This window comes from Candidatus Latescibacter sp. IFSED24, from assembly GCF_058273205.1.
This window is the reverse complement of sequence record NZ_CM177850.1, coordinates 4,586,382-4,602,561: the sequence shown is the minus strand read 5'-3', so window position 1 is coordinate 4,602,561 and position 16,180 is coordinate 4,586,382. Positions and strand designations below refer to the sequence as shown.

The window sequence follows — 16,180 nt, the reverse complement described above, 5'->3', positions numbered from 1 at the left end:
ATGTCTTGCGAGATCAAGCGCGGGAATGGGCGGGCAGCCTGGAACCTGCCGCCCCACGCGGCCGTGTCCCGAGGCCACGGCGCGCCGGCACACCGTGACGAAACGGCACGGCCCCTAGAGATCGATGTGCAGGAGGAGCCGGAAGGTCTGGCTCCGGGCGGTGGGATGGACGCTGATCGCATCCCCGTCGGGAAGCTCGAAGGTGGTGCGTGCGAATCGTCCCACCAGGAGACGGTAGCCGGCCTCCAGGCCGAGCGGCCCCAGGAACGCGATCCGGGCGGTCAGGCCGAAACCCGCTTCGTACCCACCGATGAACTCCGCCTCGGGCAGACCATCGTAGGCCAGGCCGAGGGTGCCCACGGTGGCGGTGGCCTCGAGTGCGGCGAGGCGGTTCTCGAGCAGCGCCACGTGCAGGTCGGCCAGGGCGCGCACGACGTAGCCGTCCACCTCGGTGCGGTCCAGGTCCGCCTCACAGGCGCTGACCGCCAGATCCAGGCGCAACGGTGCGGCGAAGATCCAGCCCACGCCCAGCACCACCGAGGCCGTGTCCACGGTGGGGTCGAGGCCCGCGGTCACGAACTCCTCGCTGCCGCGTGGGTCGAGGTCCAGCTTCAGGTGCTCGATGCCGGCGAACAGATGGAAGTTGCTGCCCTCGCCCTCGACGGGTCGCTGGGGTTGCACCGCCAGGGCCGCGCCGGCGACCAGGAGTACGATCAGCACCAGAACGGGGTCCCGTCGCGTCACGATCCATCCTCCCCGTCGTCGTCTCGCAAGCCCAGAGCTCGGATGCGCTTGTGCAGATTGGTCCGTTCGAGGCCGAGATCGCGGGCCGCCCGGGTCACGTTGCCCTCGTGACGCGCGAGCGCCTCGCCGATCAGATCGCGCTCGAGCGCCTCCTTGGCCTCGCGCAGCGGCAGGTTGGCGTACCGCAACGTGGCTTCGCCGCCCGTGGCGCGGGCGTTGCAAGCCGCGGGGTCGCGGACCTCGTCGGGCAGATCCTCACGGGTCACCTCCAGGCCGTGGCGCAGGATCACCAGGCGCTCGGCCACGTTCATCAGCTGGCGGATGTTGCCCGGCCAGGCGTGGGCCGCCAGGAGCTTGGCCGCCGCGGCGTGGATGGTGGGCGCGGTCACGCCGTGCTGGGTGGCGAAGCGCTGGAGGAAGAAGTCGAGTAAAAGCGGCACGTCGCCGGGCCGGTCGCGCAGCGGCGGCACCGTCACCGGCACCACTTCCAGTCGGTAATAGAGGTCCTCGCGGAACCAGCCCTCCTCCACCCCCAGACGCAGGTCCTTGTGGGTGGCGGCCAGCACGCGCACATCGACCGTGCGGGTCTGGGTCGACCCCACTGGTTCGAATTCGCCCTCCTGCAAGACGCGCAGCACCTTTGCCTGGGCGGCCTGGCTCATGTCGCCGATCTCGTCGAGGAACAGGGTGCCGCCGTTGGCGGCGGCGAAGCGGCCCTCGCGCGCGGCGCTGGCCCCGGTGTAGGCGCCCTTGACCGCGCCGAAGAGCTCGGTCTCGATGAGCTCGTGCGGGATGGCGGCGCAGTTGAGCTTGATGAACGGCCGGTCCGCGCGTGGGCTCAGGTCGTGGAGCGCCCGGGCCACCAGCTCCTTGCCGGTGCCGCTCTCGCCGCGGATGAGCACACGGGCCTCGGTGGGGCCGATGCGCGCCACCTCCTCGCGGAGGCGCAGCATGGCCGGGCTGCGGCCGAGGAGGTTGCCGAGCGGGTCGCCCTTCAGGCGCATGTTCTCCTGACGCAGGCGTTGCAGCTCCAGCATGTTGCGCGCCACCAGCAGCACGCGGTCGCGCGAGAAGGGCTTCTCCATGAAATCCAGCGCGCCCAGGCGGGTGGCCTCCACCGCGCGTTCGATGGTGGCGTGACCGGAGACCATCACCACCGGCAGGACGGGATGGTCCTTGCGCAGCCGGCGCAGCACCTCGATGCCGTCGAGCCCCGGCAGGTTGATGTCCAGGAGGACCGCGTCGTACTCCTGTGCGGCCAGGGTCGCCAGCGCGTCCTCGCCCGAGCCGACCCCGGTGACCTGGATGCCCTCGCCGCCCAGGATCAGCTCGATGCTGCGGATGATGTTGGTCTCGTCGTCGACGACCAGGATTCTAGCGGGCATGGTCTTGCTCCAGGGTCTCCGCCGTGCGACGGCGGGGAAGTCGGATGGTGAAACGGGCGCCTCCCCAGCGGCCCGCATCCACGGTGATGGTGCCGCCGTGCGCCAGGATGATCCCCTTGACCAGCGCCAGCCCCAGCCCCAGGCCGCCGGCCTTGCCGCTGCGGTAGGGCTCGAAGATACGCTCGCGCTCGTTGGGTGGCACGCCGGGGCCGTTGTCCTCGATGGTGACGACCAGCTGGTCGGCCTCGGCCGCGACGGACAGGTCGAGACGCGGTTCGCTGGCCTGGCGCGTGGCCTCGCGGGCGTTGACGGCCAGGTTCATGAGGATCTGGCGCAGGCGGTCGGGGTCGGCCAGCACGGGCTCCAGCCCCTCGGCCACCGTCACGGTGACCGTGAGGTCGCGCTGCAGGGTGGCCACGTCGCGCACCAGCTGGCCGAGGTCGGTGGGCACGGGCTCCAGTTCCACCGGGCGCGAGAACTCGCGGAACCGGGCCACCACCGTGCGCAGGCTCTCCACCTCCTCCACCACGATGCGCGTGCATTCCTCGAGCAGCGCCGCATACTCGGCGTCGCCGCCGGGGTAGCGCGCGCGAATCTCCTCCACCGTGAGCTGGATCGGGGTCAGCGGGTTCTTGACCTCGTGGGCCAGGGCCCGCGCCATCTCACGCCAGCCGGCCATCTTCTCCAGGTCCACCAGGCGGCGGCTCTGCAGGTTCAGGGTGCGCACCATGGTGTTGAAGCCCGCGGTCAGCCGGCCCAGCTCGTCCTCGCGCGCCACCGGCACCTGGACGTTCCAGCGGCCGGACGCCACCTCCTCGGTCCCCGCCAGCAGGCGATGCACCGGCTCGGTGATGCCCTGGCCCAGACGCCAGGCCGCCACCAGCCCCACCGCCAGCGCGAGCAGGAAGAGCGCGAGGAAGGGGAGCCAGTACATGCGCTCGAGCTGGCCCTGCTGCAACCGCAGGCCGCGCACCACCTGGAGCGTCTCCGCCAGCAGGAAGGCGTCGTCCTGCCATTCGGTGCCCACCGGGGCGGCCAGCTGCAGGCGCCAGCCCTCGCCCAGCGCCATCTCCAGGTCCACTGCCCGCGGTGGCGCGTCGGGGGCGCGCTGGAGATCGTCGACCGTGACCTGCCCCGCCTGCAGCAGGCTCTGCTCACCGGTGTGGGAGATCAGCACCACCCGCTCGCTCCCGTCGAGCCGTGTGCCAAGGGCGCGGGCCAGGGCCTCCCGCCGGGCGCCGGGTTCGGCGCCACCCGCGGCCCAGATCGCCGCGAGCGCCTCGCCCTGGTCGGCGAGGTCGCGCCGCTGCCAGCGATAGGCCTCGCGCGCCTGGCGTACGCCGGCCTCCAGGGCGGCGTCGAGTTGCGGACTGAGGCCCACCTCCAGCACCTCGCGCACCAGCTGCCGTGTCACCAGCACGCCGGTCAGGACGGGCACCACCGTGGCGAAGAGAACGAGCAGGGTCAACCGCCAGCGCACGCTCATGGCGACACCTCCAGGCTGCGCGGCCGGAACGGCGGGCCCTCGTAGGCCAACGAGGTGCGCCCGGCGCGCCCGCCGGTGAAGAGGCGACCGAAGAGCGAACCCAGGTCGAGGTCGAGCTCCTCGCGGTTGCCACCGCCCCGGCGGCTGATGTAGTGCGAGAGGCGGTCCTGGTCCTCGGCCGCCAGCGGCAGGACCTCCATGACCAGGCTCAGACGGTATTCGGTGTCGGGATCGAGACGATCCAGCGGCAGCAGGCGGAGATCCTGGATCCGCGAGCAGAGCGAGTCCATGGCCGCCAGGCTCGGCAGATCGTGGGTGCCCCCGTCGCCGCGCACGAGGTAGCGGTCCTCCCAGAGGTCGTGCTCGAGGTGCAGCGTCCAGGTGCGGCGGCCCAGGGCCGCGTCGCCCGGGCCGAGCAAGGTGACCTCGTAGGCGCAGATTCCCGACAGCCCGCTGTCGATGGTGCTGGCGGTGCGCATGTCCAGGACGTCGCGGAGCTGGATGTCGGCGTACAGCCAGCCGCCAGCCACCCGCAGGTCGGTGTCGACCACCGCCGCCTGGTCGGCCCGGTCGGCAGCCGCAGCGACAGTCGTCCAGGCCATCGCAAGGAGCAGGATGATGCCGCCCGCGCGCCGCATGATCAGTAGGACCATCCGAGCGCGATGTTGACCACCACGGGCGAGATATCGTCGAGCTTGACCAGCGGATAGCCCACTTCCAGGCCGATGCTCTGGACCCAGGGCAGGCGCACCCGGATGCCGAAGCCGCCGCCGAGGACCCAGCCGTAGGAGTCGCCCTCGGCGTCCCAGGCCTGGCCGGTGTCCAGGAAGAACACCCCGGTCACGCGCGGCAGCGGGGCGCGCCGGTCCAGGAGCGCCGTGCGCAGCTCGAGATTCGCCTGCACCAGGTCGCTGGCCCCCAGCGGGCCGCTGAGGTAGGCGAAATCGTAGCCGCGCACCGAGTAGATGCCGCCGAACTGGAAGCGCTGATGGTAGGGCGTGTCCGCGCCGGCGTGGGCGCCGCGCAGCCGGCCGGCCAGCGAGGTCGTCTCGCCCAGGGGCAGGGTCCGGCGACCGTCCAGCTCGACGGTGTAGAAGCCCGTGCCGGCAAGATCATGGCTCAGGCGCAGCCGGCCGCCCAGCCACGTGCCGCGCCACCAGGGCCGCACCGGATCACGATTGGACCAGTCGCCCTCGAGCCAGAGGTTCAGGTACTCGGCGTCCGTGAGGTCGGCCGCGATCAGGTCGCTGGCGGGCCGCTTCTGATCCTCCTCGTCGAAGTAGGTTTCGATCTCCTCGTCGGGATCGATCTTGTCGTAGCCGAGCCAGGCTGCCAGCCGGCTGCGGTCGCCCAGCGGGACCTCCCGTCCCAGCCGCAGCACGTGCGAGATCACGTTCTGGGACCACGATTCACGCTGCTCGTAGGCGAACCAGAGCTTCTGCTGGACGTGGAAGTCGAAGAGCCAGGCCTGGCGAGGGCGTCGCGCCACCGGCACCCGGCCCTCCAGATAGACGCCGCCGATGTTGTAGCCGTCGCGCCAGGCCAGGCGCACCTCGCTGCCCGCGCGCGGCCGATTCAGGAGGCTGGCGCCCAGGAAATTGAGATACCAGCCGTCCATGGGGTCGTAGCCGAAACCGGTGAGGAAGCGGATCCGCCGGTCCAGCTCGACCTCGACGTGCAGGACGACCTGGCCGGGGGATCGGCCCCGCGAGGTGTAGAGGATCACCTCGCTGAAGTAGCCGGTCTCCTCGAGGGATTGCCGGGCCAGCGACAGCACCGTGACGTCCAGGGGTTGCCCGGGAGCCAGCGGCAGGTGACGACGGACCAGGGCCTGGGTGCCCGGATCGTCCGGCAGGATGGCGATGTCCGACAGGCGCAGGGTGCGGTCGGGCGGGGCCTGCTGGTCGGCGAAGGCGGGGTCGACCAACCAGAGCAGCAGGGCCGCCAGGACCACCAGGATGACGGGGAGAGGGCCGCGCAGCCGTCCACCCCCGGCGATGCAGATGCTCATGGCTGGCAATACTAACGCAACGAGGGCCTCGAGGAAACCACTGGTTCGCTCAGGCGCCGGGCGTCCTGGGCGGCCGGAGCCCGCGCGTCGAGGCCGGAGGCGAGCCGGGTACGGCTTGCGCCGCGCGCCGCCCGGCGTTACATCTCGAACCTGACTACTCCGCGCAAAGGATACATCAGTGGCCCGCCGGATCGACCACGACCAGGCGGCCACCACGGAAAGGGGCCCGCGTGGCCACCCTGGTCGTCACCTACTCCGAGATCGCGCTCAAGGGCAAGAACCGGCCCGTCTTCCAGCGCCGCCTGCTCAACAACATGCGCAAGGCGCTGGCGGGCGAACCCGTGGCGACCATGAACCACGTCGAGAGCCGCTACCTCATCCGGCTCGACGACCCCGCCCGCGCCGAGGCCTGTGCCGAGAAGCTGCAGCGGGTCTTCGGCATCCGCTGGGTCTCGCCGACGGTGGCCGTCCCGCGCCGGCCCGATCGCAGCGAACTCGCTGCCGTCTGTGCGGAAGCCGTGGAACTGGCCCGCCGCGACGTGGGCGAGGCCCGCACCTTCAAGGTCGACACCCGCCGCAGCGACCGCGACTACCCGCTGATCTCCCAGGAGATCAACAAGATCGTGGGCGACGCGGTGGGCGAAGAGATCAGGCTGCCCGCCAGGATGTCCCATCCCGATTTCTCGGTCCACGTGCTGGTTCTGCGCCAGGAGATCCTGGTGTTCACCAGCAAGCTTGCCGGCCCCGGCGGCCTGCCCGCCGGCACCGGCGGCCGGATCTGCTGCCTGCTCTCGGGCGGCATCGATTCGCCGGTGGCGGTTTGGCTGCTCATGCGACGCGGTTGCCGCCCGGTCTGTGTCCACTTCTTCTCCGGCCGCACCTTCGCCGAGGCCGAAACCGCCAAGATCGCCGAGCTGACGCGGATCCTGGCAGCCTGGTCGCCGGTGCCCCTGACGGTGTGGATGGTGCCGGTGGTGCCCTACGAGATGCGCGCCCTCGAGCACGTGGACGACTCCTACGACATGGTCATGTTCCGGCGCTTCATGATGAAGGCCGCCACCGCCATCGCGCGGCGCGAGAACTGCCTGGCGCTGGTCACCGGCGACAGCCTGGGCCAGGTAGCCAGCCAGACCCTGCACAACCTCGCCGCCATCGCCCCGGACATCTCGCTGCCCGTCTTCCGGCCGCTGATCGGCATGGACAAGGAGCAGATCACCGGCCTCTCCAAGCAGATCGGCGCGTTTCCCGTCTCGATCCAGCCCTACCGCGACTGCTGTTCCATCCGCTCGCCACGGCCCGTGCTCAACGCCCGCGCCGAGACCCTCCAGAACCTGTCGGCGGCCATGGATCTCGACCGCGCGGTGCAGGAGGCCCTGGGCAGCGCCGCCAAGCTGGTGATCGATGCGGCAGGAACTGTCCGGGTGAAGGACCTGGCCGGATACTCCGGCCCCGCTCCAGACCCTGCCTCCTGACCCTCCGACACCACCATCATTGCCGGTTTTGCTCGCTCCGGAGGCGAAACCCGGGCCGCGGCCTGGATTTTGCTTAATTGCCGCCGGAATGCGTCGATGCATTGGGAAATCGAGACGGCCGCCGCAGCGCTTCCCGGCGATGGGCACGCCGTGCATCGCATCCGACACGGAGGAACCGAACATGAAGATTCTGGTCGTGGACGACAGCCGGGCCATGCGCCGCATCGTCTCGCGTACGATCCGTCAGGCCGGATACGAGGGTCACGACATCGTCGAGGCGGAGAACGGCCGCGAGGCCCTCGAGGTGGCCAAGGCCGAGAAGCCGGACCTGATCCTTTCCGACTGGCACATGCCGGAGATGACGGGAATCGAGTTCTTGCGCGGCCTCAACGCCGAGGGCATCGAGATCCCCTTCGGCTTCGTGACATCCGAAAGCACCGCCGAGATGGTGGAAGCCGCCACCGAGGCCGGCGCCCTGTTCCTGCTGGCCAAGCCCTTCACGGCCGAGGACATGGGCCAGGTCCTGGGGGCATTCATTTCGTGAGTGATGCCGTCTACACCATCACCCCGGATCAGCAGCAGGATCTGGTGGTCAAGCTGGAAGCGCTCAGCGATGCGGTCAACGCCGCCCGCGAGACCTTCCGCCGCCAGCTGGGCGAAGAATTCGAACTGGTGGGCACGCCGCGGTCGCCCGACAGCGAGGACGTCTGCTACGGCAGCACCATCGCCCTGACCGGCAGCCTGGCCAACTTCACCTACGCCGTGGTCTGCGACGAGCAGACGGCGGCCTGGCTAGCCCGACGCTTCTTCGACATGGACGCGGGGGAGGAACCACCGCTGGCCGACCTGGCCGATGCGCTCAACGAGGTCCCCAACGTGGCCGCCGGCATGTGGAAGGCGAAGCGAAGCGAACAGGGCGAGAAATATCAGCTGGGATTGCCGCTCTTCATGCGTGGCAGCAGCTGGCTACGATTCTTTTCCAAGGGAGTCAACGCGATCAGCCAGCATCTGGCCGGCCCGGAGGATACCCGCCTCCAGGTCGTCCTCATCTGGCAGAGCGGCGTCCAACCGGGAGGCGTTCCACCCATGACGACCAAGACGACCGAGCACGTCGATGCCTCGGCCCACTTGCCCATCAACGTGTTGCAGGAGGCCACCGAAGCCGTGGTCAACACCTGCGACGTGCAGATGGGTCTGAAACTCGAGATCGACGAGAATCCCGGCGACCCGCGCGAGGCCGCCGTGGATTTCGGCAGCAGCATCGCCTTGACCACCGAGGAAGGTGGCGGCTGGAACCTCGCCGTCATGGCCGACAAGGCCAGCAGCGAGAAATTGACGCGCATCCTCTTCGCCATGGATGAGGACGAGACGCCCGCCATGGAGGACCAGGCCGACGGCATCGGCGAGATCGCCAACGTGGCGGCCGGCGTCTTCAAGGCCAGCCGACTCGCGGCGGGCCAGCGCGTGCAGATCGGCCTGCCGTTGTTCATGGAGGGCCGCGGCTGCATCGAGTTCTTCGCCAACGGTTTGCAGGGGCTCTCGCAGAGCCTCCACGGTCCCGACGGGATCGTGGTTCACGTGATCATCATCTGGCAGGAGGGTTAACCGTGACCCTGACTCTACCCGAACACAAGGACGTCCTGGACCTGCTCGGCATGTTCCTCGGCAACCGTCCGCCCATGGCCCCGGGCTCGGGGCCGGATCTCAAGCAGCCGGCCTACGGCACCTACGTGACCTGGCTCAAGGCCGCCGACGGCACCATCGAGGGCGCCATCCTCACCGACCTGCCCGCCTCGCTGTACATCGGCGGCGGACTGATCATGATGCCCGAGGCCGCGCTGCGCGAGATGCTCAGCCAGGGTTCGGTGTCCGACGCGGTCCTCGACGGGCTGAGCGAGATCTTCAACAACCTGCGCGGTCAGCTCAACCGGATCAACATGAACCCCCATGTGTCGCCCACCGATCCGGTGCCGTACATCCCCCCCGCGGCCGACAGCCCCGAGGGCTGGATCTACGACGCGCCCAAACGGATCGACCTGCAGGGTCCCACCGCCTTCGGGCTGGCCACGCTGACCCTGGTGGGCCGCTAGCTCCACCCGTTCGCCGACACGCGGAAGCTCTCCTCGACCAGGAGAGTGCTTCCGCGCGTCTGGCGTTCGATCGATTCCGGAGGCGGGCTAGACCACCGCGGTCGGCCGGCGGCCGAGAGCCTTCAGGATGTGGCGGGGGATGTCGTCCAGCGAGACCACCTCGTCCACGCCGCCCTGGGCCACGGCCTCGCGCGGCATGCCGTAGACCACGCAGCTGGCCTCGTCCTGGGCGATGGTCCAGGCCCCGGCGTCGTGCATCTCCTTCATGCCCTTGGCACCGTCGGCGCCCATGCCGGTGAGGATCACGCCCATGGCGTCGGCGCCGGCGCACTTGGCCACCGACCGGAACAGCACCTCGACCGCAGGCTTGTGCAGACCCACCCGCGGGCCGTCGCGCAGTTCCACCCGGTAACGGCCGGGGCGGCCCTGGACCAGCAGGTGGCGGTCTCCGGGAGCGATGAGCGCCACACCGGGTCCCAGCACGTCGCCGTCGCGCGCCTCGCGCACGTTCAGGGCGCACTGACGATCGAGACGGTCGGCCAGCGAGGCGGTGAACATGGGCGGCATGTGCTGCACGATGACGATGCCCGGGGTCTGTGCGGGCAGCGGGGTCAGGGTCCGTGAGAGCGCCTCGGGCCCGCCGGTGCTCGAGCCGATGGCGATGATGCCACGACTCGTGGCGCCGGACGACACGCTGAGGTTGCGGACCTGCTGCGGCTCCCGCTGGGCGAGGCTCGGCGCCTTTCCCGGGATCCGCGACGCGGCGGCGGCCTTCACCTTCCGGACCAGTTCATTCACCATGGCCTTGCCCGCTTCCTGGTTCTTGCTCATGACCTCCACCGCACCGCGGCTCAGGGCCTCCATGGCCTTCTCGCTGCCCCCGCGGGTGAGCGAGGAGCAGACCACCACTGGCAGCGGCAGATGCTTCATGAGCTTGCCGAGAAATGTCAGCCCGTCCATGCGCGGCATCTCGATGTCGAGGGTCAGCACGTCGGGCTTGAGCTGGACGATGAGATCGCGCGCGGCATAGGGGTCGGGCGCCTCGCCCACCACCTCGATGTCGGGGTCGCTGTTCAGCCCCGCCTTGAAGAGGTTCCGCACCACCGGCGAATCATCCACCACGAGCACGCGGATCATGAGCGCCCCTATTCGGTCTTGAGGTTCAAGAGCACGGGTTCGTCGTCGAGCAGGAAGCCGGACGTGCCCGGATCGACCCAGATCGCCTCGAGTTCCTCCTCGGACAGGACCTCGTTGCTGGGTGCCTGCAGATCGAAATTGGTATCGCTGCCGTTGATGGCCATGATCACGTGGCCGCAGACCACGTTGAGCATCTCGCGCAGCGCGTCGTCGAGCACGGCCTGGGTGTCGATGCCGTCGGCGTCGAGTCCCAGGATGTTGGCGGCGATCTCGGGCTGCAGCGACTGCTGGACGATGACCGAAAGGCTGCCGCAGAGGTCGCCGGTGAAGTGCATCCGGGCCTCGACCCAGGGCTCGTCGCCGCGCTCGATCTCGTCGAGCTCGGTTTCTTCGCCGAACATGAAGGTGAGCTTCTCCACCACCTCGAGGAACGTGGCGTTCATGGCCTGGGTGTTGGTCTCACTCATGACTGGTCACTCCCATCACCTTGTCCACGACCTCGCGAATCTGCTCGGGAGTGAACGGCTTGTGGATGTAGTCGCGGACGCCCAGCTCCTTGAGGCGCTGGATGCGACCATCGCTACCTGCCGACGAGACCACCACCACCGGCAGGTCCTTGATGGCGCCGGTCTCGTTGAGCCTGGTCACGAACTGTTCGCCGTCCATGACCGGCATGCTGATGTCGGCGAAGACGAGGTCGACCCATTCCTTGTCCAGGACCTCCAGGGCCTCGGCCCCGTTGCCGGCCTCGAAGAGCTGGCCGATCTCCACCTCCGCCAGCTTGAGGGCCTTCGCGATCACTGCCCTGACGGTCAGCGAATCGTCAACGAGCAGGATGTTGAACGCCATGACGTTCTGCCTCCGGATTGGGGGTGAAGACCTGGAGCAGTTCCTCTAGGCCGATCATGACCTGGGCCGCAGCGGCATCCGCGTCCCCGGATTTCAGGTTCAGGCGCGCCGCGGCGTCCTCGTCGAGCCGATATTGCAGGCCGTCGGCCCCCAGCCCCCAGCCGCAGTCCAGGCAAATCACGTCGGCCACGTGGATCAGGTCCACCATGTCGCGCTGGCCCTCGGGAACCTGGGCGGGTTCGTGGTGCCAGCGCGTGACCACCGCCACGTCGCCGGGCAGGTTCCACTTCTCGAGCAGATGCGCGCCGACCTCGGCGTGATCCACGCCCAGCACCATGCGCTCGGCCTCGTTGAAGGTGAGGCCGTCGAGTTCCACCAGCTCCTTGATGGGCCGGTCGTCCACGTCGACGAACGTGCCCAGCAGGACCTTGCCCACGTCGTGCAGCAGCCCGGCGGTGAACGCGTGCGGCTGGCACTCGGGACGCCGCTTGGCCGCCACCTTCTCGGCACAGATGGCCACGGCCACGCTGTGCTCCCAGAGCTTGTCGGCCTCGAGGTCGTAGCCACGGATGGGCTTGCGGACCATGGGCGCCACCGACATGCAGAGGACCATCTGGAAGATGCGCTTGGTGCCGAGACGGCTGATGGCGTCGCGGACCGAGCCGATGCCGCCCTGCCAGCCGAAGTAGGCCGAGTTGGCCAGCTGCAGCACGTTGGCGGTCAGGCCGGGGTCGCATTCGATGACCCGCGACAGCTGGCTGAAGTTGACCTCGGGATCATCGAGGAATTCCTGCAGCTGGCAGACGACCGCGGGTAGCGATGGCACCGAGGTCACCTGGGCCAGGATCTCGTCGCGCCGGCTCATAGCGGCACCTCCTTACCCTCGCTCTTGACGGTCACCAGACCGTCGGACATGTAGAGGAACATGGTGCGGGCCTTCGAGCCCCCGATGTCCTCCGATTCGATGAGGATATTGTTCTTCCACAGCAGCTTGCGCGTGATGGTGTAGTTGCGCTGGCCGATGCGGAAGGTCTCTTCCTTGCCCAGCGGCGACCCCGCCCCGGCGACCTTGGCCACCAGGTTCTGACGCTGCGCCCCCATCTGGAAGAGCTTGGTGAGCAGCTTGGTCACCCCGGTGTCGACGAACATGTAGGGCTTCAGCTTGGCCTTCTCGACATCGATCTTCGAGAGGGGCAGCATGCAATGGATCAGGCCACCGACTCCGGCCACCGGATCATGCAGCGCCAGGCCCACGCAGGAACCCAGCGAATAGGTGACCAGGATCTCGTCGGGATCGCTGGAGACCTGCATGTCGGAGATGTCGACGGTGACCGTCCTGACCCCCGGTTGGGCTTGTTTCCGCTCGAGCAATACACTTGCCACGAGAGACTCCATTCACGGTGCCGCAACAGCGCTTGCGGCGGACGAGTGACCGTTACTGTGCAGCCTGGGCCACGGCTTCGAGTTCCTCCCCCTTCAGCACGCGATCGGCATCCAGAAGGATGACCACCTTCTTGCCGAGCTTGCCCATCCCCGTGATGAATTCCGCCTCGTCCATCCCGCCACCGAACGCCGGCGCCGGCTCGATCTGCTCCTGCGCGAAGCTGAGCACCTCGGACACCTCGTCCACGATCACGCCCATGGTCACGGTGAGGTCGCCCTGGGTGACCTGGACCACGATGACGCAGGTCTTCTCGGTGTCCTCGATGGATGGCATCTGGAACTTGGAGCGCAGGTCGACCACCGGAATGACGCGGCCGCGCAGGTTGATGACGCCCCGGACGTAGGGCGGTGTGCGCGGGACCCGGGTCACATCCATGATCCCGATGATCTCCTGCACCTTGAGGATCTCCAGGCCGTACTCCTCCCGTCCCAGGATGAAGGACAGGTACTTGCCTGGCTTGGCGAGCGTGGCCGCCATGGTATCGGTGGACATTTCCGACAACCTCCAGTGTTGAGCGGGACGGCCCGCCACGGCGGGGCCCCGGATGCGCCGGGTCTACGTGGACGCCGGCTCGGGTGACCCCTCCACCTCGGCGGGGAGGGCCGTATCGGATGCGTGCGCGACCCTGATCAGGCCGGCCACGTCCAGGATCAAGGCGACGTTGCCGTTGGACATGATGGCGCCGCCGGCGACGCCCTCGGTATCCTGCATGGACTGACCGAGGCTCTTGATGACGATGGATTGCTGGCCGAGCAGATCGTCGGCCAAGAGGCCGATCTTGCGGCCCTCCTCCTCCACGACCACCACCACGGCCTCGGCCGGGTTCTGCTTCCTCGGCTCGACGTTGAAGAGCTTGCCCAGGCGGAACAGGGGCAGGTGCTCGTCCTCGAAGGCCAGCATCTCGCCGCGGTCGAAGACCAGCGAGATGTCGTCGGCCGTGGGCCGCACCAGCCGCACCACCGACAGGGTGGGCACGATGTAGTGCTCGGTGCCGCAGCTGATGACCATGCCCTCGATGATGGCCAGGGTCAGCGGCAGCTTGATGCTGAAGACCGAACCCTTGCCGGGTTCGGACTGGATCTCGCAGGTGCCGCGCAGCTCCTCGATGTTCCGGCGCACCACGTCCATGCCGACGCCGCGGCCGGAGATGTCGGTGACCTGCTTGGCGGTGGAGAAGCCGGGCTCGAAGATCAGGTTGTTGATCTCGCGGTCGCTGAGGACCTCGCCCTCGCGGATCAGGCCGCGCTCGATGGCCTTGGCCAGGATCTTGTCGCGGGGCAGGCCGCGCCCATCGTCCTCGATCTCGATGCAGATGTTGCCGCCCTTGTGGAACGCGCGCAGCTCGACGCGGCCGCTCTCGGGCTTGCCAGCCGCCACCCGGTCCTCGCCCGTGGGCTCGAGGCCGTGATCGATGGCGTTGCGCACCATGTGCACCAGGGGATCGCCGATCTTGTCGACCACGTTCTTGTCCAGCTCGGTGTCCTCGCCGGCCATGACGAAGTTGACCTTGCGTCCGGTCTTCTTGGCGAGGTCGCGCACCAGCCGCGCCATCTTCTGGAACACCGGGCGGACCGGGACCATGCGCAGCGACATGCCGATCTCCTGCAGTTCGCGGGAGATCTTGTCGAGGTGGTCGAGGTCCTTGGCCAGCTTCACCGAGAGGTTCTCGCGCATCTCGGGACTCTGGCTGACCATGGACTCGGCGATGACCAGCTCGCCGATGGTCTCGATGAGGCGGTCGAGGCGCTCGGCGTCGACCCGCACGGCCTCCTTGACCTTCACCGCGCCGACGGCGTTGGGGCTCTTGGGTCCGGCCGGCTTGGCGGTCGCCGGAGCGGTGGCCGCCTCGGCTGGTTCGGATCGGGCGGTCGCTGGTTCGACGACCGCCTCGGTCTTCTTCTTCATGTTGGCCAGGGGCACGAAGCCGCTCTTGCCGGCCACCGACCCGGCCTCGCCAGCGGGCGGAGCCTCGGTCTTCTTCTTCATGTTGGCCAGAGGCACGAAGCCGCTCTTGCCGGCCACGGCCTGGGGCTCGGGGGCCGGCGCTGGCGCGGGCTTGGGAGCGTGAGCCGCGGCGCCACCCTCGGTGGCCACCATCAGCCGCCCCACGAGCGACGGCAGCTCGGCCACCTCGTCGGGGTAGCCCGAGTGGGCGAGAGCATCCACCACTCCCGCCACCAGTCGCTTCATCATGTCCACCGACTCGAAGACCAGATCCATGGAGCCGCCGCGCAGGTCGATCTCACCCTTGCGCGCCATATCCAGCAGGTTCTCGGCCTTGTGGGCCAGTTCCTGGATGTGGTCGAGCTCCGCGAAACCCGCCAGGCCCTTGATGGTGTGAAAACCCCGGAACACGGCGTTCAGGGCCTCCATCTCGTGGGGGTCCGCCTCGATGGTGAGCAAGTGGCCCTCGGCGGCGTCCAGATGTTCGTTGGCCTCGCCGATGAAGTCCTGCAGCAGGCCCACATCGCCTTCGAGCAGGTTCTTGTCGGCATAGGGGGGCAACTCGACCGTGGGCAGGGGCGCGCTCGGCGCCGGCGCCGCTTCGGCGATATCGTCCTCGGCAGCAGGCGATCCGTTCTCCACCGTCACCTCCGGTTCGGCCACCGCCATGGCCGCGTCCACGGCCGGGTCAGGTTCCGCCACTGCCGCGAGCGGGGTCCGTAGCTGGGTCAGCAGATCATCGGTGGCGGGGGGAAGCGGCCCCTGTTCGCAGAGATAGTCGAAGCACGAGCGGAGCCAGTCCATGACCTCGAGCAGGCGATCGACGCAGGCCGTCGCGGGCTCGGCCTGGATCATGTCCTCGGAGGCATGGCAGAGTTCGGCCAGCGCGGTCAGGCCGAGCAGGCCGGACTCGCCCTTGAGCGTGTGGAACCAGCGCTTGAACTCCTCCTCGGCCTCCTGGTCCACCTCGCCAGACTCGAACGAGAGGATGAGCTTCTCCACGTCGCCGATGGCGTCGGTCTGCCGGCTGAGGAACTCCGAAACGATGGCCTCGTCCACCAGGGGCGAGAGCGCCAGGCCGGCGAGGGCGGCATCGCTATCGGCATCCTCGGCGACATCCTCGGTCTCCGCATCCGCCTGGGCCTCTTCCGGCACGGTCGACGGCTCGTCCGCCGGGAGCTCGACAGCGGGCTGCTCGAGGCATTCCTGCACCGCCTCGATGGCCTTGGTCAGCGAATCGAGCACCGCGGCTGGGATCGTCCCCTCGGCGGCGCAACCATCGGCGATGGCAGCCGCGTTGTTCGCGGCCACGGCCTCGGTCTCCCGCCCCGTCTCCTGTAGCATCCCGCCCAGTTCGCGGAGCTGGCTGGCGATCACCGCCACGGCTCCAGGGTCATTCGCGTCCAGCATGACCAAAGCCTGGGCAATTTCTTCCACCTGGGTCTGCACGTCCGTGATCGTCATGCGTCACCTCTGGATCCGTGATTTTCTGACGTCTGGCGCCGCCACCGCCTGTGCGCCGGGTCCGTGCTCGTCCCGTGGAGGCGGCTGATGTTCGCTCAATCTCCGCAAACGACGTGCCATCGCCCTTCTCGCGGCGGAAGCCCGCCCGGGAAAC

Annotated in this window: 16 protein-coding genes; 4 read left to right on the top strand and 12 right to left on the bottom strand. The window is 68.7% G+C overall.

Annotation, left to right across the window (positions count from 1 at the left end; translation table 11 throughout):
* Positions 1–114: 114 nt before the first annotated feature.
* Genes IFSED24_RS18420 through IFSED24_RS18400 form a run of 5 tightly spaced genes read right to left on the bottom strand, consistent with a single transcriptional unit; the run spans position 115 to position 5,626 of the window.
* Positions 115–744, bottom strand: coding sequence for a hypothetical protein (locus IFSED24_RS18420; RefSeq protein ID WP_491332953.1), 630 nt, complete (start codon positions 742–744; stop codon positions 115–117).
* Entirely contained in the window at positions 741–2,129 is a 1,389-nt protein-coding gene (locus tag IFSED24_RS18415; RefSeq protein ID WP_491332952.1) for a sigma-54-dependent transcriptional regulator, read from the bottom strand. The genes IFSED24_RS18420 and IFSED24_RS18415 overlap by 4 nt, the downstream gene beginning before the upstream one ends.
* Complete coding sequence (locus IFSED24_RS18410) at positions 2,119–3,615, bottom strand: sensor histidine kinase (protein ID WP_491332951.1); 1,497 nt, start codon at positions 3,613–3,615, stop codon at positions 2,119–2,121. The genes IFSED24_RS18415 and IFSED24_RS18410 overlap by 11 nt, the downstream gene beginning before the upstream one ends.
* Positions 3,612–4,253, bottom strand: a complete 642-nt coding sequence (locus IFSED24_RS18405) for a hypothetical protein (RefSeq protein ID WP_491332950.1) — start codon at positions 4,251–4,253, stop codon at positions 3,612–3,614. Before IFSED24_RS18405 ends, IFSED24_RS18410 begins: the two co-directional genes overlap by 4 nt.
* Before the next feature lie 2 nt (positions 4,254–4,255).
* On the bottom strand, positions 4,256–5,626 hold the full coding sequence (locus tag IFSED24_RS18400) for a BamA/TamA family outer membrane protein (RefSeq protein WP_491332949.1): 1,371 nt from the start codon (positions 5,624–5,626) through the stop codon (positions 4,256–4,258).
* A 230-nt stretch (positions 5,627–5,856) separates the two neighbouring features.
* On the opposite strand from IFSED24_RS18400, the gene thiI reads away from it, so the two are divergent.
* The 4 genes from thiI to IFSED24_RS18380 all read left to right on the top strand — a co-directional run bounded on the left by thiI (position 5,857) and on the right by IFSED24_RS18380 (position 9,188).
* A complete protein-coding gene (gene thiI / locus IFSED24_RS18395) occupies positions 5,857–7,098 on the top strand; it encodes a tRNA uracil 4-sulfurtransferase ThiI (protein WP_491332948.1) in 1,242 nt (413 codons plus the stop codon).
* A 181-nt stretch (positions 7,099–7,279) separates the two neighbouring features.
* On the top strand, positions 7,280–7,642 hold the full coding sequence (locus IFSED24_RS18390; protein WP_491332947.1) for a response regulator: 363 nt from the start codon (positions 7,280–7,282) through the stop codon (positions 7,640–7,642).
* Positions 7,639–8,703, top strand: a complete 1,065-nt coding sequence (locus IFSED24_RS18385) for a chemotaxis protein CheX (RefSeq protein WP_491332946.1) — start codon at positions 7,639–7,641, stop codon at positions 8,701–8,703. The genes IFSED24_RS18390 and IFSED24_RS18385 overlap by 4 nt, the downstream gene beginning before the upstream one ends.
* 2 nt (positions 8,704–8,705) lie before the next feature.
* Complete coding sequence (locus IFSED24_RS18380) at positions 8,706–9,188, top strand: hypothetical protein (RefSeq protein ID WP_491332945.1); 483 nt, start codon at positions 8,706–8,708, stop codon at positions 9,186–9,188.
* An 87-nt stretch (positions 9,189–9,275) separates the two neighbouring features.
* Here IFSED24_RS18380 and IFSED24_RS18375 read toward each other — a convergent pair whose 3' ends face one another.
* From IFSED24_RS18375 to IFSED24_RS18345, 7 genes are all read right to left on the bottom strand, one after another.
* A complete protein-coding gene (locus tag IFSED24_RS18375; protein ID WP_491332944.1) occupies positions 9,276–10,325 on the bottom strand; it encodes a protein-glutamate methylesterase/protein-glutamine glutaminase in 1,050 nt (349 codons plus the stop codon).
* A gap of 8 nt (positions 10,326–10,333) precedes the next feature.
* Complete coding sequence (locus IFSED24_RS18370; RefSeq protein WP_491332943.1) at positions 10,334–10,792, bottom strand: chemotaxis protein CheX; 459 nt, start codon at positions 10,790–10,792, stop codon at positions 10,334–10,336.
* Entirely contained in the window at positions 10,785–11,174 is a 390-nt protein-coding gene (locus IFSED24_RS18365) for a response regulator (protein WP_491332942.1), read from the bottom strand. Before IFSED24_RS18365 ends, IFSED24_RS18370 begins: the two co-directional genes overlap by 8 nt.
* On the bottom strand, positions 11,149–12,039 hold the full coding sequence (locus tag IFSED24_RS18360; RefSeq protein ID WP_491332941.1) for an HDOD domain-containing protein: 891 nt from the start codon (positions 12,037–12,039) through the stop codon (positions 11,149–11,151). The genes IFSED24_RS18365 and IFSED24_RS18360 overlap by 26 nt, the downstream gene beginning before the upstream one ends.
* The gene (locus IFSED24_RS18355) at positions 12,036–12,557 is read right to left on the bottom strand and encodes a chemotaxis protein CheD (protein ID WP_491332940.1); all 522 of its coding nucleotides are present in this window, start codon (positions 12,555–12,557) and stop codon (positions 12,036–12,038) included. Before IFSED24_RS18355 ends, IFSED24_RS18360 begins: the two co-directional genes overlap by 4 nt.
* A gap of 52 nt (positions 12,558–12,609) precedes the next feature.
* Positions 12,610–13,110, bottom strand: coding sequence for a chemotaxis protein CheW (locus IFSED24_RS18350; protein WP_491332939.1), 501 nt, complete (start codon positions 13,108–13,110; stop codon positions 12,610–12,612).
* A 63-nt stretch (positions 13,111–13,173) separates the two neighbouring features.
* Positions 13,174–16,026 (bottom strand): chemotaxis protein CheA, encoded by a 2,853-nt coding sequence (locus IFSED24_RS18345; protein ID WP_491332938.1) that lies wholly within the window; start codon positions 16,024–16,026, stop codon positions 13,174–13,176.
* Positions 16,027–16,180: the final 154 nt, after the last annotated feature.